Below are 18,607 nucleotides of genomic sequence, written 5' to 3'. Positions count from 1 at the left end.
TATCGGACCACCTGCGTCGTGATACAAAAAGTACAATGCGCAGCCGCTTGCTCACAGTGCGCTGACTAACAGAGCCGTTCCATCGATCCGCAAAACCTCTAAAACCATGCAGAGGACCGGGTCTGGCGGTTACCATATGCAAGAGTAGAGATCATCGGAAACACAAGTATGTCGGCACAGAAAGACCCCACGCCACCCTCCCCGGCCCCGGCCGGCGCCGCCCAGCGCTTGCCCCCGATCCGCCCCTGGCGCCAGGACACGCCCGACAACGGCGGCGTGAAGCAGTCGCGCGAACAAAAGGACGCGCAGGTACGTGGCGTGGCCTCGATCGCGGCGATGCGCGACGCCATCCGCGCCGCCGCGCGCACGCTGCCGGTCATGACGCAAGTGTCCCGCATCGCCCGTCCCGACGGCGCCACCTTCCGCGAGCGCGCCGCGGCCGGCCTGCCCTTCGTCGTCACCGGCCTGGTCGGGCGCTGGCCGCTGTCCGCGCTGACGCCCGGGGTGCTCGGCGAGCGATTCGGCGACGCGCCGGTGCGCGCCCGCATCGGCGACTACGTCAACACCGCCTTCGCCCCGGACCGCGCGATGCAGGACATGACGATGCGCGACTACCTGGCGCTACAAACCGGCGACGACTCGCTGCCGCCCTACGTCGGCAACCTCGAGCTGCGCGAACTCAACGCGCTGTGCCACTGGCCGTCCTGGTTCGACAAAATGGGGCCGCCGCGCTTCTGGATCGGACCGGCGCGCACGGTGACGCCGTTGCATTGCGACTACGACGACAATATCTTTGCCCAGGTCTGGGGCCGCAAGCGCATCTTCCTGGTGCCGCCGCATCACGATGAATTTTTATACGTACGCGAAGCCAATCCGATGCTGTTCGGCTCGCCGTTCGATCCGGAAGCGCCGGACTATGACCGCTTTCCGCTGGCGCGCCAGGCGGCGCCGATCGAGGTGATCATGGAGCCGGGCGAGCTGCTGTACGTGCCCGCCGGCTGGTATCACCAGGTGCGTGCGCTGAGCTTTTCGCTGTCGGTCAACCGCTGGGCGCGTGCGCTCCCGCTGGCGCTGGCCGCGGCGCCGGCGGCGGGCGGCGGCCCCTTGTCCTCGGCCTGACCCTGGGGCAGGAAGCGGGTCGACGGCCGGCCATCCGCATTGTGCTGCACGATGCGCTCCGGCCGGCCATGCGCGTCGAGCCACACCTGGCCCAGGCCTGACCCGTTCCACAGGCGCTCGCCGCTGCGGCGCTGGTCCGGCAGGCGCGGCTTGAGCGCCAGCGCGCGCCGTTTGGTGAACCAGTTCAGCGGCGAGCGCGGCGAATACAGCCAGCGGTTCAGGCGATCGAGCCAGTCCAGCAGCCGCGCCGGGAATTCGTTCTTGATGCCGCTGCTGGTGATCTGCCAGATGTGCGGCACGCGGTCGCTGTAGCGCACCTCGACGTCGTAGACGAAGGAATAATGCACGTCGCCCGACAGCACCACGTAATTGCCGGGCGTGCGCGAGTGGCGGAAGATGTTCAGCATGGCGCTGGCCGCGCCGCGGTGCGCCATCCAGTTCTCGGCGTCCACCGTCAGCGCCAGGCCGACATAGGTGGCGATGCGCTGCACCACCTCGATCAGCTTGACCCCGAACATCGGCGCCGCCGACACAATCACCGCCGCCTTCTTGCCGATCAAGTTCACCTGCAGCTCGGTCAGCGACTCCCAGTCCATCAGGCCGGACGGATGGCCGGGCACGCGCCGGTTGCGCCAGCGCCGGGTGCGCGTATCGAGCACGATCACCGCCGGTTCGGTCTCCAGCGTGTAGTCCCAGCAGTTGAAGGCCAGCAGGCGGTCCACCAGCGCGTCCTGCAGCGCCGGGTCGAGCCGGTCCTTGTGGTCGGGCGCGGCGAACAGCGTATCCATCTGGTCGAGCACCCCGGTGAAGGCCTCGGGCCGGTTGCCCCAGCCCTGGCACAGCAGGTAGGCAGTCAAGGCATTGCCGACGATGCGGCGTGAGAACGGGTGGCCGTAGGCGGTGGCTTCCCACTTGGCCGACAGGTTCCAGTCGTCGGTGACGTCGTGGTCGTCGAAGATCATCAGGGTCTGCACGTGCGCCAGCAGGCGCGCCGCCTGCGGCAGTTCGGCGCAAAAGTCGGCGATGATGGCGCTCTCGCGCTGCCAGCGCTCGGCCGAGCGCTCGTCCTGTGCGCAGGCGGGCGCCGGCATCCCGGCCACCACCTGCCACGCCAGCGGCGAATGGGTCAGCAGGTACATCCCCATGATCTCGGCCAGCGTCACCAGGTGGTTGTGGGCGTTGGCGGTGGTGAAGACCGGCTTTTCGGTGCCGCCGAAGAAGCGGTCGCGCAGGTTGTCGTTCGATTTGAAACCCGGCAGCAGGTCTTCGCGCCGGTAATAGCACTTCGCGTGGGCGTACAGCGCTTCGCTGTCTTCCACCGTCGCGCCCTCCAGACATTCGCCGTACAGGCCGAGGCGCCGGATCAGCGCGTGGATCGCCGCCAGCATCGGGCCGGCGACGTCGTCGCAGTAGATCTGGTCGCCGCACAGCATCAGCATCGCGGGGCGGGCGTCGGCCTGCCCGATACGTTCGGCCAGCAAGGCGTCGCCGCGCGCCAGGCCGTCGCGCGACGGGTGATGGGGCTTGCGGCAGGAGCCGTACAGGATGTCGTCCATGCGGCTGCGCAGCACCAGGGTCGGGCGCGCCTGGCCGTCGTGCAGCAGGTGCGGCGCCCAGTGCGCGATGCCGTGGTCTTCGCCGGTCAGCAGGTCGTAATCGATCAGCGTGTCCTGCGGCAGCGCTTCAGGCAGCGTGACGTCGATCAGGTGGATCCAGGCGGCGCGGCCGACGCGCACCAGGCGGCAGCTGTTCTCATCGAGCACGATGCGCTGTTCGGCGCCACCGGGCGCCGCCAGTACCATGGTCAGGTCGAGCGGCGTGCTCCCGGCCAGCCATAGCACCAGCCGTCCGGGTTCGATACGGCGCAGGATGGGACCGGCCAGGACGGGCGGAAGGTCGGCGAAGGGAGGTGTCTTGCTCAAGCGATGGTCGATACAAACGGTAGTCGGACCAGTGTAGCAGAGGACGCTTCTTCAGCCGCGCGCGATCACCAGGAGGCCGACCACGATGAAGCCACCCCCAAGCAGCTTGGCCGGCGTGATCGCCTCCTGCAAAAACAGCCAGCCAAGCAGCAGCGCGATCACCACGCTGCCCTTGTCGATCAGCGCCACGGTCGACACCTGCCCTTCCTTGATCGCCTTGTAGTAGAAGATCCACGACAGCGCGGTGGCCACCGCCGATCCGGCCAGCCAGGCGATATTGCTGGCGGTGAGCGCCTGCAGCTCGCGCGCCGGCACCACGGCGGCAGCGAACAACAGCACGAACACGAACACGAAGCAGGTGCGCACCGCCATCCCGAGGTCGCCCGAGATGCCGCTCAATCACGGCTTGGCAATGACGGCGGTGACGCCGGCGAACAGCATCGACAGGAAGGCATACACGACCCAGCGTTCCATGGCCGTCCTTTCAGTAATAGACACAGATGCGCTGGCCGTCGACTTCGTGCACCCGGATGGCAAGCTGGTACAGGTCGTTCAATACCTCGGGCCGGATCAGTTCCTGCGGCGTGCCGACATAGGCCAGCTTCCCTGCCCGCATGGCGACGATGCGGTCGGCGTAGCACGACGCAAAATTGATGTCGTGCAGGACCAGGATCACGGTCTTGCCCAGTTCATCGGCCGCGCGCCGCAACAGGCGCATCATGTCCACCGCGTGGCGCATGTCGAGATTATTCAGCGGCTCGTCCAGCAGCACGTAGTCGGTGTCCTGGCACAGCACCATGGCGACAAAGGCGCGCTGGCGCTGGCCGCCCGAGAGCTGGTCCAGGTAGCGCTCGGCCAGTTCCTCCAGCCCGAGGTAGCCCAGTGCGCGCTCGACGTGGGCCGCGTCTTCCACCGTCGGCCGGCCCTTGGTGTGCGGATAGCGGCCGAAGGCGACCAGGTCGCGCACCGTCAGGCGCATCGGCAGGTGGTTGTCCTGGCGCAGGATCGCCAGGCGCCGCGCCAGCTGGGCGCTGTCGCCCTGCACCACGTCGATGCCGTCCACCAGGACCCGCCCCGCGCTCATCGGCAGCAGGCGGCTGATCATCGACAGCAGCGTCGACTTGCCGGCGCCGTTCGGGCCGATGATGGCGGTGACGCCGCCGGCGGGCAGCGTCAGCGACACGTCGTCGACCACGATGCTGTCCTGGTAACGCTTGCTGATGTTGGATACTTCGATCATTAGTGCGACTTTCTTCGGGTGATCAAGAACAGGAACAACAGGCCGCCGACGAATTCGATGACGACGCTGACGGTGGCATTCAACTCCAGCACGCGCTCGAGCAGCACCTGGCCGCCGACCAGGAATACCACGCCCCACAGCACCGCCACCGGCAGCAGCCAGCGGTGTTTCGACGAACCGGCGGTGACATAGGCCAGGTTGCTGACCAACAGGCCGAAGAAGGTCACCGGCCCCACCAGCGCGGTCGATACCGACACCATCACGGCGATCAGGGCCAGCGTCAGCATCACCGTGCGGCGGTAGTCGATGCCGAGGTTGACCGCGATCTCGCGCCCCAGCACCAGCACGTCGTAGCGCCGGCGCAGGCGCCACGCCACTAATGACGCCAGCGCGATGGCGATGGCCGCCACCCACAGCAGGCCGGTCTGGATCGCATTGAACGAGGCGAACATGCGGTCCTGCAGCACCAGGAACTCGTTGGGGTCGATCAGGCGCATCACGAAGCTGGCCAGGCTGCGGAACAAGAGCCCGAATACGATTCCCGCCAGCAGCATCAGGTGCAGGCTGTGCGCCGCACCGTTGAACAGCGCGCGGAACAGCAGGCAGGCGAAGCCCGTCATCAGGATCACCTCGACCGCGAAGCGCAGGTTGACGTTGCCGGTGTCTCCCAGTGGATCGATGCCGAGGCTGAACACGATCGCGGCCTGGATCAGCAAATACAGGGCATCGAAGCCCATGATCGACGGCGTCAGGATGCGGTTGTGGGTGATGGTCTGGAACAGTACCGACGACACCGCGATCGCGTACGCCACCAGCACCATCGCCGCCAGCTTGGCGCCGCGGAACGGCAGCACGAAGCTCCAGTTGCCGCCGGCGCCGATCAGCATGAAGGCAGCGACCACGCTCAGGGCGAGCGTCGCCAGCAACGCCAGGCGCACCGGCGGCGTGACGCTGCTAGTGAATGATTTACTCGCCACGGTGACGACCTCGCAACAACAGGAACAGGAACAGGGCGCCGCCGATTGAACCGACCACGGTGCCGATCGGGATCTCGTACGGGAACACCACCAGGCGTCCGACGATGTCGCAGGCCAGCACGAACAGCCCGCCCAGCACCGCGACCCACGGTACCGAGCGGCGCATATTGTCGCCAAAGATCATGCTGACCACGTTCGGCACGATCAGTCCCAGGAACGGGATGCTGCCGGCCGTGACCACGACCACCGACGAGATGCAGGCCACGATCAGGAGGCCCCAGAACGTCAGCCGCTTGTAGTTCAGCCCCAGGTTGGTGGTGAACTGCTGGCCCATGCCGGCGACGGTAAACCGGTCGGCTGCGAGCCAGGCGGCGAAGGTCAGCGCTGCGCCGATCCACAGCAGCTCGTAGCGTCCGCGCAGCACGCCGGAAAAGTCGCCCACGGTCCACGCGTGCAGCGTCTGCAGCATGTCGTAACGGTAGGCGAAGAAGGTGGTCACCGCCTGCACCACGCCGCCCAGGATCAGGCCGACCAGCGGCACCAGATACGGAGAGCGCAGGGGAATGCGGCGCAGCAGGCCGAGGAACAGGAAGGTCCCGGCCAGCGCGAAGCCGGCGGCGACCAGCATCTTGCCGAACACCGGCGTGTCGGGCGCCAGCAGGGCCAGCACCAGCACGCCCAGCGTGGCCGACTCGATGGTGCCGGCGGTGGACGGTTCGACGAAGCGGTTCCGTACCAGCATCTGCATGATCAGGCCGGCCACCGCCAGCGACATCCCGGCCAGCAGCAGGGCCAGGGTGCGCGGCAGGCGGCTGACCATCAGCAGATTCCAGGCGTCGGATCCGGGGCCCGCGAGCACGCCGGCGAAACTGAAGTCGCCGGCGCCGATGGCCACGCTGGATAGAACGAGCGCCACCGTCAGGACGATCGGCAGCGCCAGCCAGATGTGCGAAAGCGCACGCGCCTTTCCAGGCGCGTGCGCGTGCTTATGGAGCGACGATGCAGCCATCATCGCTCCCCGCCGCGGCGCGGCGGATCACTTCTCGTCATACGATCAACGTCCCGATTTGGCGCTCAGTGCCTTCGACAGCTGGTCGACGTTTTCCTGCATCGCGGTGATGCCGGCGCCGCCCAGGGTGTACCAGTTGAAGCCATCCAGGTAGACCACCTGCTTGTTCTTCCAGGCGGTCGACTGGCGCACCAGTTCATTGTCCAGGAACTTGGCGGCCGAGGCGCCTTCGCGGCCGATGGCGGCGTCGCGGTCGATCACGAACAGCCAGTCCGGATTGGTTTTCTGGATGAATTCAAACGAGATCGCCTGGCCGTGGTTCGAGGTATCCAGCTTGCCCACCGCCGGCTTGATGCCGAAGCTGTCGTGCAGGATGCCGAAGCGCGAGCCAGGGCCGTAGGCGCTCATCTTGCCGCCGGTGGTCAGGACGATCAGGCCGGTGCCGGCATTGGCGGCTTGCGACTTGAGGTTGGCGATCGAGGCATCGAGCTTGCCGGTCAGTTCCTTGGCGCGTGCCTGTTTGCCGAACAGGTTGCCCAGCGTGGTGACATTGGCCTTGGCGCTGTCCAGCAGCTTGGTGCGGTCGACCGTCATGTCAAGGGTCGGCGCGATCTTGGCCAGTTCGGCGTACTTGGCCTGCGAACGGCCGCCGACGATGATCAGGTCGGGCTTGAGGCCGAAGATCTTTTCGTAGTCCGGCTCGAACAGCGTGCCGACCTTCTGCGCCGCGTTGTAGCGCGCCAGGTGGCGCGGCAGCGGCTTGGCGGTGGTGCTCATGGTCGGCACGCCGGCGACATTCACGTCCAGCGCCGACAGGTTGTCGAGCGTGGTGGCGTCGAGCACGACTACTTTCTTCGGATTGACCGGGACCGCGGTGGTGCCGCTGGCGTGCTTGACCTGCACGGTCGACTGGGCCTGCGCCGGCAGTGCGCCCAAGGCCAGGCTGAAAGCGGCACCGATGGCGACGATGGCGCGGCGGCGCTGGATGGTGTTCTTGATGGTCATGGTGTCTCTGTTTTCAGGTTGTTGAATAAATTCTGGTGCGTGGCGGGGCGTCCTGCCCGGCCATGCACCTTCGGGCGATTCAGAAGCGGGTGGTCACACCCAGCCACAGGCGGCGGCCGTCGCCGACCGTGTTGTAGGTCAGCTCGTCCAGGCGCTTGTCGCTGACGTTGAACAGCACCGCCTTGAGCACGACATTGCGGCTCCAGTCGTAGGTGGCACCGATGTCGCCGAGGGTGTAGTCGCCGTATTCCTTGGCGCCGTTCGGCAGCGTCACGCCATTGCTGCCGGAGCGTGCGGCGGCGTTGATTTCCTTGCCGTTGTAGGTGACCGAGGCCCACAGGTCGAGCGCCGGCGTGGCGGCCCAGTCGGCGCGCAGGGTGCCGCGGTGCTTCGGCGTGCGCGTCAATGCGTAGCCGTCGTAGCTGCCACCCTTCTGCTTCGAGTCGGTGTAGGTGTAGTTGGCCTTGAGCGACAGCGCTTTATTTGCCTGCCAGGTCAGGCCGGTCTCCAGGCCGCGGATGGTGGCGTTGTCGATGTTGTAGCTGTACCAGAGGCGGTAGCCCGGGTCTTCCGACCAGCGCGCGATGCTGCCGTCGGCGTTGTAGATCAGGGCGTTGGCTACCTTGTCCTTGAAGTCGGTGTAGAACAGCGTGGCGTTGGCCTGCACGCCGGTCTTGGTATCCAGGTGGGCGCTGATCTCGTAGCTGGTGCTGGTCTCGGCCTTCAGGTTAGGGTCGCCGATGATGACGCCGCAGGTGCCGTTCGGACCATAGGTGCAGCCGCCACCGCCGGTGGTGTAGGCGTAGCCCGGCGCGATGCTGCGCAGGTCCGGCGCCTTGAAGCCGCGCGAGACGCCGCCCTTGATCGTGACGCGTTCGTCGGCGTGCCACACCGCGTACAGGCGCGGACTCCAATGGTTGCCGTAGATTTCATGGTCGTCGGCGCGCAGGCCACCAGTGAGCGACAGCGTATCGGTCAGGCTCCATTCGTCTTCCAGGAACACGGCCTTCTGGACGATGCTGAAGTGTTCATCGACACCGGTGCGGCGGCCGGGGTTCTGGTCCGTCAGTTCGGCGCGGTTCCACTGACCGCCGACCACCAGGAAATGGCTGCCCAGGCGCGTGTTCAGTTTCGCGTCCAGCACCGAGTTCTCGATCTCCGGCGCGCGCGCGTTGCGGATGAAGTCGCCGTTGCGGTCTTCGGCAAAGGTCTCGCGCTGGCCCTTCTCGTTGGTGAACGAGACCTGCGAGGTGGCCCAGCCCCAGCGCCCGTTGTGCGACAGCGAATAATGGTCGCGCGTGTGCTTCTGGCGCGTGTCGGCCGCAGTGGCAGCGAGCACGCCGCCGCCCGAGCTGTGGCGCTTGAGTTCACTGGTGCCGGCTTCCAGCAGCACGTCGTGCGCCGCATTCGGGGTCCAGCTCAGGCGCGCGGTCAGGTCGCGGTCGTTGGCGCCATTGAAGCCGTTCAGGACCTCGTCTTCGGTGCGTTTATATTGTTTACCCCACAGCTGCAGGCCGAGTACATTGCCGGCCAGCGGGCCATTCAGGAAGAACTGGCCCTGGGTCGAATTGCCCGAGTCGCCGTGCTCCTGCAGCGTGCCGTCGACGCCGAGCGAGCCGCCCCAGGCCTTGGCGACCTTGCGCGTGATGATGTTGATCACGCCGCCCATGGCGTCGGAGCCGTACAGCGACGACATCGGGCCGCGCACCACCTCGATGCGCTCGATCGCCTCCAGCGGCGGGATGAAGCTCTGTTCGTAGCCGGCGTTGCCGTTGGTGCGGGCGTCGCGCGTGCTCTGGCGCTTGCCGTCGACCAGGATCAGCGTATAAGCGCCGGGCAGGCCGCGGATCAGGATGTCCTGTTCGTTGGCGACGCCGGTGATGGTCACGCCCTGCACGTCGCGCAGCGCGTCGGTGAGGTCGCGGAACGGGCGCTTGTCCAGCTCTTCGCGGGTGATCACGGTGATGCTGGCCGGCGCGTCCAGCGCCGACTGCTCGAAGCCTGCTGCGGTGACGACCACGGTCGATACGGTGCCGGCGGCGCCGGCGGCCTGACCATTGTAGGCCGGGGCATCCGGGCCGGCATGGGCAAAGCCGATCGCCAGCACCGATTGCAAGGCGGCCGCGATGGCGGTGCGGCGGGTATTCTTCAAGACCGTGGATCCCGTAGTCGTGTACTGCATACGCTCTTTTCTCTCTCTGTCGTTCAAAATCCGGTACTGCCGGCGTCCGATCTTTTCCGATGGCGCTGTAAAGGCTTGCCACCGCGGTCGCCGCGAATGATAATCATTATCATATGCACTTAACCCTCAGAAAGTTTGTCAAGTTGTGGCAAACATTGGCAGCGACGCAATGAATCAACCCGTACACCCTTCCCGCATCCTGGTGGTCGACGACCACGCCGACATCCGCGACCCGCTCGCGGCCTACCTGCGCCGGCATGACCTGGACGTGCTCACCGCCGCCGATGCCGCCTGCGCGCGCACCCTGCTGCGCCAGCACCAGGTCGACCTGGTGGTGCTCGACATCATGCTGCCGGGCGAAGACGGCCTGTCGCTGTGCCGCCACCTGGCCAGCACCACGGCCACGCCGGTGATCCTGCTCACCGCGATGGCCGACCAGGCCGACCGCGTGGCCGGTCTCGAGATGGGCGCCGACGACTACGTGGTGAAGCCGTTCGACCCGCGCGAACTGGTGGCGCGCATCAAGGGCATGCTGCGCCGCCTCGGCCAGCTGGGACGCGCCGCCGGCAACTGGCGCGCGCCGCGCAGCTACAGCTTCGCGCACTGGACGCTGGACATGGACCGGCGCGAGCTGCGCGACGCCAATGGCGAGCCGGTGGCGCTGAGCGGGGCCGAGTTCCGTCTATTGAGCGTTCTGGTGGAACGCGCCGGCACGGTGCTCAGCCGCGACGAATTGCTGGACCTGACGCGCGACGGCGACGTGCAGAATTTCGACCGCAGCATCGACAGCCAGGTAAGCCGGCTGCGCAAGAAGCTCGAGAGCGATCCGCGCAAGCCGCGCCTGCTCAAGACGTCGTGGGGCGATGGCTATGTGTTCACTGCCGATGTGAAGGCGCTGGCGTCGTGAGTGGATTGATGGTGGCGGCAGCGTCATGGCATTGGCGTGCGCAATGATGGAAGCGATGAAGCGGATCGTGGCGCGCATCCTGCCGCGCACCATGGGCGGCCAGCTGATCGCGACCATGCTGCTGGCCGTGATCGTGGCGCACCTGGCGGCGATCGCGGTGCGGCATATGGCGCCGGACAGCATGCATCCGCTGGCGGCGCGCTACATGCTCGACCGGGTGGCCGGCATCTACCAGTCGCTGCGCCTGGCGCCGGATCGCGCCGAAGACATGCTGGCGGCGATCAGTTCGCCAACGGCGCGTTTCTGGCTCGCTTCCAGCGCCAGCGGATCGGGCCCCGACATGAACGCCGCCGAGCAGACGCAGGCGCGCGCACTGGCGCAGCGCCTGCCGCGCGCGCCGGCGCCGCGCAGCTGGGTGCAGCTGACCGACCATGCGCCGGGCGAGAGCGGCGGCGCGGCGCAGGCCGGCATGCTGGTCTCGGTGCAGCTGCCCGATGGGCGCTGGCTGGTCGGCTACCAGCAGTCGCCCGGCTCCAGCCCGTGGTGGCGGCCGCTGCACTTCTCGATCCCCGTGAGCACGCTGCCGGTGCTGCTGGTGGCACTGCCCTTCATCCGCCGCATCCTGCGTCCGATCCGCGCCCTGGAGCGCGCCGCCGAGCGCTTCAGCCGCGGCGAGCACGACGGCCCATTGCCGGTGACCGGCCCGCGCGAGGCGCGCGAACTGACCGCCACCTTCAACCTGATGGCCGAGCGCCAGCAGCGTTTTACCGAAGACCGCACGCGCATGCTGGCCGCGATCAGCCACGACCTGCGCACCCCTATCACCTCGCTGCGCCTGCGTACCGAACTGATCGACGACGCCGAACTGCGCAGCGCGATGCGGCGCACGCTGGAGACGATGGGGCAAATGGTCGAGCAGACCCTGCGCTTCGCCGCCGACGATTGCATTGGCGAAGCCGCGGTCGACGCCGACCTGGCGCAGCTGATGCGCGAGCTGGCCGGCGAGCTGGCTCGTCCCGGCGTATGCGTACGCTACGCCGGCCCCGCATCGCTCCCCTACCGCTGCCGTCCGCTGGCGCTGCGGCGCGCCCTCGGCAACCTGGCCGAGAACGCCGTCCGCCACGGCACCGACGTCACCCTGTGCGCCAGCGCCGCGGAAGTCAGCGGCACCGGCAGCGACATCGTCCTGGCCATCATCGACAACGGCCCCGGCATCCCTGCCGACCAGCTGGAGCGCGTGTTCGAACCCTTCGCCCGCCTCGACAGCGCCCGCTGCCGTGACACCGCCCCCGGCAGCAGCCCCGCCAACGGCGGCGTCGGCCTCGGCCTGGGCATCGCCCGCACCTGCATCGAAGCCCACGGCGGCACCCTGCGCCTGACCAACAACGCAACCACCGGCCTCACCGCCACCATCACCCTCCCCGCCTGACACCCCAACAAATAGGGTCAGAGTCGAATTACCGAGCAATTTCTCGCAAAAGCCAACAATGAGGGTCAGAGTCGAATTGTTGGCCAATTGCCCAGGGTCAGCGTGACCAGGAGCCACTTCCGTCGGCTCAGGTAAAGAAGAAATTGCTCAACAATTTGACTCTGACCCTCATTGTTTTGGGGTCGATTGAAGGCCGTTTATACATCTCTACAGAAACGAAGTTTCGAGAGCTCAACGAACCGCCGTTTTTGATATCACCCGACAATTTTTGGCACCCCAAACAATTAGGGTCAGAGTCAAATTGTTGAGCAATTTCTCACAAATTCAAATAATTGGGGACAGAGTCACCACCATTGGCAATTGCACGTGAGTGCGCGCGGTGCTAACTGAATCCCTAGTTGCAAATGCTCGGAAGATGTTGGTCAACAATTTGACTCTGACCCTATTTGTCCAGGGTGAACGGGGTATGCATGCAGATTTCGCTTGCGTCATGACGGGAGTTCGATAGAATATAAATGAGAATCATTATCATCTGATGGGAGGTGGTGCCTCCCGGCTTGCAGACTCATTGCATCGAGAGGAACGACATGTGCGACAAACACGCTTCGACTCAGCCCTGCCCCGCTGAGACTCAGCAGAGCTCGCGCCGCAGGCGCGTGTGGGAGCTTTCTCATGCCTGCCATTGCCCGCTGATCGGGGTCGGCTTGCCGTTGAATGGCTTGCGCAAGCTGGTCGAGAAAGTGACCGGCGGGCGGGTGCTGCATGACGATTACGATATCCACGTCGGCACCGTCAGCGAATGCGCCTTGCGCACCCCGGTCGCCGAGGCGGTGCAGAAGGAGTTGGAGCGGCGCTATGTGCAGCACATCCAGCGCTTCCGCGCGGCCAAGACGACCGAGCAGGTCGAGGCGCTGTGGACGGCGGCGGTGACGGCGGGAGATGTCGCCGGGGCGTTCTGGGCCGGGCTGACCCATCCGCGCTGCACCGTCTCGCTCGAAGAAAAGATGTGCCGCGACATCCACATGGTGCAGCACCAGGCCGGCGCCTGCGCGCGCGCCGACATCAACAAGTTCAATGCGGTGGTGCTCGACAACGCGCGGCTGGAACGCGAAACCACGCGCCTGCAGGAGCGCTGCAACGCGCTGACGCAGGAAAAACAGCTCGAAGCCGAACGCCAGGATGCCCTGTTGATGAGCGCGCGCACCGCGCTGATCGCGAAGGATGCCGAGATCGCCCAGCTGCGCGCGGAACTGGCGCGCGTGCAGGCCGCGGTGCCGGAACTGGACACGCGCGAGCGCCTGGCCGAGCGGGTGGCGCAGATGGAATTGCGCGAACAGTCGCTGCGTGCGCAGCTGGCCGAACTGAAGACGGCGCGTCCGACCCCGGCGCCGGCGCCGACCGCCGCACCGGTCATCGAGATCGTCCCGGAACCTGTGTCTCCGGCGCCGGTGCGTCTGGAAAACCGCGCCATCCTCTGCGTCGGCGGACGCAGCAGCAGCATCCCGGTGTACCGCAACATGATCGAGCGCGTCGGCGCCCAGTTCGCTCACCACGACGGCGGCCTGGAAGACAGCAGCAGCCAGCTCGACGCCAGCCTGGCGGCGGCCGACCTGGTCATCTGCCAGACCGGCTGCATCAGCCACAGCGCCTACTGGCGCGTGAAGGACCATTGCAAGCGCCACGGCAAGCGCTGCGTGTTCGTCGACAACCCGAGCATGTCGAGCCTGGTGCGCGGCCTGCAGGAAGCGGCGACCGAGGACAGCGTCCCGGACTAACGGCGCTGCAGCGAAACAGGGCGGTCCCGCGACCGCCCCGGTAACAACGGCCTCAGGCCGCCGCCACATCCTCCTGCCGCCCGACGTCGATCGACGCCGCCCCCGAACGCGCCTTGCGCAGCACCACCGGCACCGATTTATACGACGGCGTCCCGCTCTGGCGGTCGAAGTTGCCCAGCGCGATCAGCCCGTTCGCTTCCGGATAATAGGCCGCCACCGACCCGCGCGCGATGTCGTACGCCACTGCCACGAAGTCGTGCACGATGCGCGGCTCGCTGGCGCCGTCGTGCGCCGCCACCGCTTCGATGTCGATCACGTCGCCATGCGCCAGCCCGCGTTCGGCCAGGTCCTGCTCGTTGACGAAGATGATGTCGCGCCGCCCGGTGATGCCGCGGTAGCGGTCGTTCTTGCCGTAGATCGTGGTGTTGTACTGGTCGTGGCTGCGCACTGTCGCCAGCACCAGCGTGTCCCTGGCCTCGGGCCGCGCCAGCGGTCCCTTCTCGTCGTGCTTGCCCACCAAAAACTGCGCCTTGCCCGACGGCGTGCGCCACTGGCGGCGCGATGCCGGGCTGTCCAGGCGGAAGCCATGCGGCACCCGCACGCGCGCGTTGTAATCGTCGAAGTCCGGGAACACCGCCTCGATCGCGTCGCGGATGCGGTTGTAGTCGCCCACATAGCCTTCCCAGTCGATCGTACTGTCGGGCTTGGTTGCGCGCGCGATGCCGGCGACGATGGCCGGTTCCGACTTCAGGTGTTCCGACGCCGGCGGCAGCGAGCCGCGCGAAGCGTGCACCATCGACATCGAATCCTCGACCGTCACCGATTGCGGCCCGCTCGCCTGCACGTCGAGTTCGGTGCGTCCGAGGCACGGCAGCAAGAGCGTGGTCTTGCCCACCATCAGGTGCGAGCGATTGAGCTTGGTGGCGATGTGCACCGACAGGTCGAGTTTGCGCATCGCCTCGAAGCAGACCTGCGGATCGGGCATCGCCAGCGGCAGGTTGCCGCCCAGGCAGATCAGCGCCTTCGAGCGCCCCGCGTGCATGGCCTCGATGGTCTCGACCGCCCCGTGCCCCTTTTCGCGCGGCATCGGAATATTGAAGACCCGTTCCAGCGAATCGAGGAAGCCCTGGCTCGGAATCTCGGTGATGCCCACCGTGCGGTCGCCCTGCACGTTGGAGTGGCCGCGCAGCGGGCAGATGCCGGCGCCTTCCTTGCCGATGTTCCCGCGCATCAGCAGCAGATTGGCCAGCTGGTGCACGTTGCAGGTGCCATGTCGGTGCTGGGTGATGCCCATGCCGTAGCACAGGATCACGCGCTCGGCCTTGGCATACACCTCGGCCGCCGCTTCGATGTCGGCGCGCGACAGGCCGGCGATGTGCTCGATCTCGTCCCACGGGCAGGCTTCGATGTCGGCCACCAGCTGGTCGAAGCCTTCGGTGTGCTCGTCGATGAAGGCGCGGTCGAGCACGCCGCCGCGCGCCTCTTCCATCGCCAGCAGCGCCTTCATCATGCCCTTCACCACCGCTGCGTCGCCGCCGACCTTGACCTGGTAGTAGTGCGAAGCGATCGGCACCGCCTTGCCCACCATTTCGAGCGCGTGCTGGGGCGACTTGAAGCGTTCCAGGCTGCGCTCCTTGAGCGGATTGAAGACCACGATCGGCGCGCCGCGCAAGGACGCTGCGCGCAGCGTGGCCAGCATGCGCGGGTGGTTGGTGCCCGGGTTGTGGCCGAACGAGAAAATCGCATCGCAATGGTCGAAATCTTCGAGCGTCACGGTGCCCTTGCCGACGCCGATCGATTGCGGCAGGCCGACACTGGTGGCCTCGTGACACATATTCGAGCAGTCGGGGAAGTTGTTGGTGCCGTATTCGCGCACGAACAGCTGGTACAGGAAGGCCGCCTCGTTCGAGGCGCGGCCCGAGGTGTAGAACTCGGCCATGTTCGGGTCCGGCAGGCGGCGCAGCTCTTCGCCGATGCGGCGGAACGCCTCCTCCCAGGCGATCGGCACGTAGCGGTCGCTGGCGGCGTCGTAGATCATCGGATGGGTCAGGCGTCCTTCCCACTCGAGCGCGAAGTCTTCCCACTGCCACAGCTCGCTGACCGTGTGCTGAGCAAAGAAGTCCGGCGTCACCCTCTTGTTGGTCGCTTCCCATGACACCGCCTTGGCGCCGTTCTCGCAGAATTCGAAGGACGAACCGTGGCGCGGATCTGGCCAGGCACAGCCGGGACAATCGAAGCCTTCCGGCTGGTTCACCTGCAGCATGATGGGGGTGCGGTTGGTCGACATCTGGCCGCGCAGCGCTTTGGCTACCGCCTGCAGCGCGCCCCAGCCGCCGGCCGGGCCGCCGTATTCTCCGATTCCCGGTACATCTTTCTTTGGCATAGGTCCTCCTCGTATGTTGGAGGGCCATTCTAAGAGGATTGTAAAAAATCGAATTTTCAAAAGACACACGGAAACAATTGTTCGCAGCAATTGCCTCCGTGGAGAAAACTGGATGGCCGATGCACAACGGGTAATTCCGTGCAGCGCCCTTGTTCGACGTGTACCGCTCCCCGCTTGCCTGTAGAGTAAGCTTCTCAGCCGGCAGTACTGCCGCAGTGGCTGTCACGCTGTCTTGATTACCTTGGACCCGACCAGGAAAGGCGCAGCCCATGGGCATGCACACGCAAAGTGTTGTCGATCGCGAGACCACCCGTAGCGAAGACGCCGAGCGCCTCGGCGCGCGCGTCGTTGCCTGGCTGATCGGACAGGAAATCATCGAGTCCGACATCAGCGATTGCGGCCTCGGGACGCCTGCCTATCCGCCCGGGCGCCACTTCATGCGCGCTTGCAGCGCGACCGGCACCGACGGCGAGGATAGCGGAACGTGCCCCGACGGCGTGCAGCTTTACACGCAGCGCAATGGGTTCGCCAACGCGCAAGGCACCTTCGGCCCGGCGCGCTGTCCGCATTGCGCTGCCGAGCGCGATATCGATGACTACTTTGCCGCCAGCCAGGAATGGTCTGAAGGCGGCGCGGGAGAACTGGCGTGCACCGGATGCGGCTGCGAAGAGCCGGTCCCGGCATGGGAGCACGATGATCTGCTGCTCGGCACGCTCGGCCTGGAATTCTGGAACTGGCCGGAACTGTCGCCCGGCTTCCTCCAGGAACTCGAGCGGCTCACCGGCCACCGGTGGTCGCGCATGTCTGGAAAGGTGTAGACACACGCCGAGCTGGATGCGCCAGTGGCGTGGACGCAAAAAAAACCCGCGCTTCCTGTGAGAAGGCGGGTTTCTTGCACATCCTGATACTGCTTACTGACTTGGTGCCGCTGACCGGAATCGAACTGGTGACCTTCGCATTACGAATGCGCTGCTCTACCGACTGAGCTACAGCGGCGAAACCTGGGTTTCGCCTGTACCGTTCCACTGCTTACGCAAGCAGGCGGTACTGATGAAAGAACCATATTCTAGCAAACAATCCCGTAAACTTGCTAGTCTGTATTTCTACAGTGCCCGGCAAGTTCCCGGATCATTTGCCGGGTCAGGTGTTCAGCCGGCGTGATAGCCGGTCACGACCTCGACTTCTTCCTTCGAGCCCAGGAACACCGGCACGCGCTGGTGCAGCTTGGTCGGCGGGATGTCCAGGATGCGCCCCTGCCCGTCGGTAGCGGCGCCACCGGCCTGCTCGACGATCATGGCCATCGGGTTGGCTTCGTACATCAGGCGCAGCTTGCCCGGCTGCGACGGGTCGCGCCGGTCGGCCGGGTACATGAAGACGCCGCCGCGGGTCAGGATCCGGTGCACATCGGCTACCATCGAGGCGATCCAGCGCATATTGAAATCCTTGCCGCGCGGACCGGTCGAGCCGGCCAGCAGCTCTTCGACATAGCGCTGCACTGGCGGATGCCAGTGACGCTGGTTCGACATATTGATCGCGAACTCTTTCGTCGCCGGCGGGATTTGCATATCGCTCCCGGTCAGCACCCACGAGCCTTGCTCACGATCGAGCGTGAAGCAGTGCACGCCATTGCCGGTGGTCAGCACCAGCATGGTCTGCGGGCCGTACACGGCGTAGCCGGCGGCGACTTGCGCGGTACCCGGCTGCAGGAAGTCCTGCTCGGTCGGCGACTCCATGCCTTCCGGGGCTTTCAGCACCGAGAAGATGGTGCCGATCGAGACGTTGACGTCGATGTTCGACGAGCCGTCGAGCGGATCGAACAGCAGCAGGAATTCGCCCTTCGGATAGCGGCTCGGGATCTGGCGGATGGTTTCCATTTCCTCGGACGCCATCGCCGCCAGGTGGCCGCCCCACTCGTTGGCTTCGAGCAGGATTTCGTTGGAGATCACGTCCAGCTTCTTCTGGACTTCGCCCTGGATGTTCTCGGTATCGGCGCTGCCCAGCACTTCGCCCAGGGCGCCCTTGCTGACCGAATAGCTGATGCGCTTGCAGGCGCGCGCGACCACTTCGATCAGCAGGCGCAGCTCGGCGTTGATGGTCTGGTGCTGGCGCTGTTCTTCCACCAGGTATTGCGTAAGACTGACGCGTTTCATGACTTCCTCAGGTTTGGTTTCAATTCTTTTGTGTGGTACTGCCAATAATCGACTGCGCGTCCCGATCCACCCTACGTAGGGTTGGCGGCTCCGCCGCCGACGCGTCGATTGTTATCGGCTCCGATATCGCGCCGGATGATCTTGCTGCCAACGATCACCGCGTCGGCGGCGGAGCCGCCAACCCTACGATGGCCACCGTTTTAATCAATTCGACAGTGCCTTGGTCACCACTTCACGCACGTCGTTCGACAGCGTGGCCTGGCCCGCGACGCGCTGCAGCGCCGACTGCATCTGCGCCTGCAGCTCCGGCGCATAACGGCGCCAGCGGTCCATGGCGCGCGCCAGGCGGCTGGCCACTTGCGGGTTGAGCGCGTCGAGCGCGATCACCTGCTCGGCCCAGAAGGCGTAGCCGCTGCCGTCCGGGGCGTGGAAACCGACCGGGTTGTTGGCGCAGAACGTCGACACCAGGCTGCGCTCGCGGTTCGGGTTGCGCAGCGTGAAGGCCGGAT

The 18,607-nt window shown here is 66.1% G+C and carries 15 protein-coding genes and 1 tRNA gene; 5 read left to right on the top strand and 11 right to left on the bottom strand.

Annotated elements, in window-relative coordinates; genetic code table 11:
• The first annotated feature begins 168 nt into the window (after window positions 1–168).
• A complete protein-coding gene (locus tag RTQ83_RS21315) occupies window positions 169–1,119 on the top strand; it encodes a cupin-like domain-containing protein (protein WP_312519119.1) in 951 nt (316 codons plus the stop codon).
• On the opposite strand, the gene RTQ83_RS21310 is transcribed toward RTQ83_RS21315, so the two are convergent.
• From RTQ83_RS21310 to RTQ83_RS21280, 7 genes are all read right to left on the bottom strand, one after another.
• Window positions 1,005–2,921 (bottom strand): alkaline phosphatase family protein, encoded by a 1,917-nt coding sequence (locus RTQ83_RS21310; protein WP_409456141.1) that lies wholly within the window; start codon window positions 2,919–2,921, stop codon window positions 1,005–1,007. The two genes, RTQ83_RS21315 and RTQ83_RS21310, sit on opposite strands and share 115 nt — an antisense overlap.
• A 171-nt stretch (window positions 2,922–3,092) precedes the next feature.
• Complete coding sequence (locus RTQ83_RS21305) at window positions 3,093–3,440, bottom strand: EamA family transporter (RefSeq protein ID WP_312519114.1); 348 nt, start codon at window positions 3,438–3,440, stop codon at window positions 3,093–3,095.
• 85 nt (window positions 3,441–3,525) lie between these two features.
• On the bottom strand, window positions 3,526–4,281 hold the full coding sequence (locus RTQ83_RS21300; protein WP_312519111.1) for an ABC transporter ATP-binding protein: 756 nt from the start codon (window positions 4,279–4,281) through the stop codon (window positions 3,526–3,528).
• Window positions 4,281–5,258, bottom strand: a complete 978-nt coding sequence (locus tag RTQ83_RS21295) for an iron chelate uptake ABC transporter family permease subunit (protein WP_312519108.1) — start codon at window positions 5,256–5,258, stop codon at window positions 4,281–4,283. Before RTQ83_RS21295 ends, RTQ83_RS21300 begins: the two co-directional genes overlap by 1 nt.
• A complete protein-coding gene (locus RTQ83_RS21290) occupies window positions 5,248–6,270 on the bottom strand; it encodes an ABC transporter permease (RefSeq protein WP_312519106.1) in 1,023 nt (340 codons plus the stop codon). The genes RTQ83_RS21295 and RTQ83_RS21290 overlap by 11 nt, the downstream gene beginning before the upstream one ends.
• 42 nt (window positions 6,271–6,312) lie before the next feature.
• The gene (locus tag RTQ83_RS21285) at window positions 6,313–7,272 is read right to left on the bottom strand and encodes a siderophore ABC transporter substrate-binding protein (RefSeq protein ID WP_312519103.1); all 960 of its coding nucleotides are present in this window, start codon (window positions 7,270–7,272) and stop codon (window positions 6,313–6,315) included.
• A 79-nt stretch (window positions 7,273–7,351) separates the two neighbouring features.
• Complete coding sequence (locus tag RTQ83_RS21280) at window positions 7,352–9,424, bottom strand: TonB-dependent receptor domain-containing protein (RefSeq protein ID WP_312519100.1); 2,073 nt, start codon at window positions 9,422–9,424, stop codon at window positions 7,352–7,354.
• Between the two features lie 199 nt (window positions 9,425–9,623).
• On the opposite strand from RTQ83_RS21280, the gene RTQ83_RS21275 reads away from it, so the two are divergent.
• The 3 genes from RTQ83_RS21275 to RTQ83_RS21265 all read left to right on the top strand — a co-directional run bounded on the left by RTQ83_RS21275 (window position 9,624) and on the right by RTQ83_RS21265 (window position 13,565).
• Window positions 9,624–10,361 carry a response regulator gene (locus RTQ83_RS21275; RefSeq protein ID WP_312519098.1) on the top strand — a complete coding sequence of 246 codons (738 nt, stop codon included), beginning with the start codon at window positions 9,624–9,626 and terminating at the stop codon, window positions 10,359–10,361.
• A 43-nt stretch (window positions 10,362–10,404) separates the two neighbouring features.
• A complete protein-coding gene (locus RTQ83_RS21270) occupies window positions 10,405–11,790 on the top strand; it encodes an ATP-binding protein (RefSeq protein ID WP_312519096.1) in 1,386 nt (461 codons plus the stop codon).
• Between the two features lie 656 nt (window positions 11,791–12,446).
• Window positions 12,447–13,565, top strand: coding sequence for a DUF2325 domain-containing protein (locus RTQ83_RS21265; protein WP_312519094.1), 1,119 nt, complete (start codon window positions 12,447–12,449; stop codon window positions 13,563–13,565).
• Between the two features lie 52 nt (window positions 13,566–13,617).
• Here RTQ83_RS21265 and RTQ83_RS21260 read toward each other — a convergent pair whose 3' ends face one another.
• The gene (locus RTQ83_RS21260; RefSeq protein WP_312519091.1) at window positions 13,618–15,948 is read right to left on the bottom strand and encodes an FdhF/YdeP family oxidoreductase; all 2,331 of its coding nucleotides are present in this window, start codon (window positions 15,946–15,948) and stop codon (window positions 13,618–13,620) included.
• 269 nt (window positions 15,949–16,217) lie between these two features.
• On the opposite strand from RTQ83_RS21260, the gene RTQ83_RS21255 reads away from it, so the two are divergent.
• Window positions 16,218–16,766 carry a hypothetical protein gene (locus RTQ83_RS21255; protein ID WP_312519088.1) on the top strand — a complete coding sequence of 183 codons (549 nt, stop codon included), beginning with the start codon at window positions 16,218–16,220 and terminating at the stop codon, window positions 16,764–16,766.
• A gap of 102 nt (window positions 16,767–16,868) precedes the next feature.
• Here the strand turns inward: RTQ83_RS21255 and RTQ83_RS21250 are convergent.
• The 3 genes from RTQ83_RS21250 to RTQ83_RS21240 all read right to left on the bottom strand — a co-directional run.
• A tRNA-Thr gene (locus RTQ83_RS21250) sits at window positions 16,869–16,944 on the bottom strand.
• A gap of 152 nt (window positions 16,945–17,096) precedes the next feature.
• A complete protein-coding gene (locus tag RTQ83_RS21245; RefSeq protein WP_312519085.1) occupies window positions 17,097–18,098 on the bottom strand; it encodes a class 1 fructose-bisphosphatase in 1,002 nt (333 codons plus the stop codon).
• 204 nt (window positions 18,099–18,302) lie between these two features.
• On the bottom strand, window positions 18,303–18,607 hold a 305-nt coding region (locus RTQ83_RS21240; RefSeq protein WP_312519082.1), incomplete at its 5' end, for an aminopeptidase N C-terminal domain-containing protein.

Origin of the sequence: Massilia sp. (assembly GCF_031995545.1) — a bacterium.
Classification (GTDB): domain Bacteria; phylum Pseudomonadota; class Gammaproteobacteria; order Burkholderiales; family Burkholderiaceae_D; genus Telluria.
Note: the sequence above shows the minus strand (reverse complement) of the source record. Positions and strands in the feature narration are given on the sequence as shown.

Excerpts from the sequence above, each read along its gene's own strand:
- RTQ83_RS21315 (WP_312519119.1), top strand. The coding sequence starts at position 169 with ATGTCGGCACAGAAAGACCCCACGCCACCCTCCCCGGCCCCGGCCGGC.
- RTQ83_RS21270 (WP_312519096.1), top strand. The coding sequence starts at position 10,405 with ATGATGGAAGCGATGAAGCGGATCGTGGCGCGCATCCTGCCGCGCACC.
- RTQ83_RS21310 (WP_409456141.1), bottom strand. The coding sequence starts at position 2,921 with ATGGTACTGGCGGCGCCCGGTGGCGCCGAACAGCGCATCGTGCTCGAT.
- RTQ83_RS21290 (WP_312519106.1), bottom strand. The coding sequence starts at position 6,270 with ATGATGGCTGCATCGTCGCTCCATAAGCACGCGCACGCGCCTGGAAAG.
- RTQ83_RS21255 (WP_312519088.1), top strand. The coding sequence starts at position 16,218 with ATGGGCATGCACACGCAAAGTGTTGTCGATCGCGAGACCACCCGTAGC.
- RTQ83_RS21285 (WP_312519103.1), bottom strand. The coding sequence starts at position 7,272 with ATGACCATCAAGAACACCATCCAGCGCCGCCGCGCCATCGTCGCCATC.
- RTQ83_RS21260 (WP_312519091.1), bottom strand. The coding sequence starts at position 15,948 with ATGCCAAAGAAAGATGTACCGGGAATCGGAGAATACGGCGGCCCGGCC.
- RTQ83_RS21275 (WP_312519098.1), top strand. The coding sequence starts at position 9,624 with ATGAATCAACCCGTACACCCTTCCCGCATCCTGGTGGTCGACGACCAC.
- RTQ83_RS21245 (WP_312519085.1), bottom strand. The coding sequence starts at position 18,098 with ATGAAACGCGTCAGTCTTACGCAATACCTGGTGGAAGAACAGCGCCAG.
- RTQ83_RS21300 (WP_312519111.1), bottom strand. The coding sequence starts at position 4,281 with ATGATCGAAGTATCCAACATCAGCAAGCGTTACCAGGACAGCATCGTG.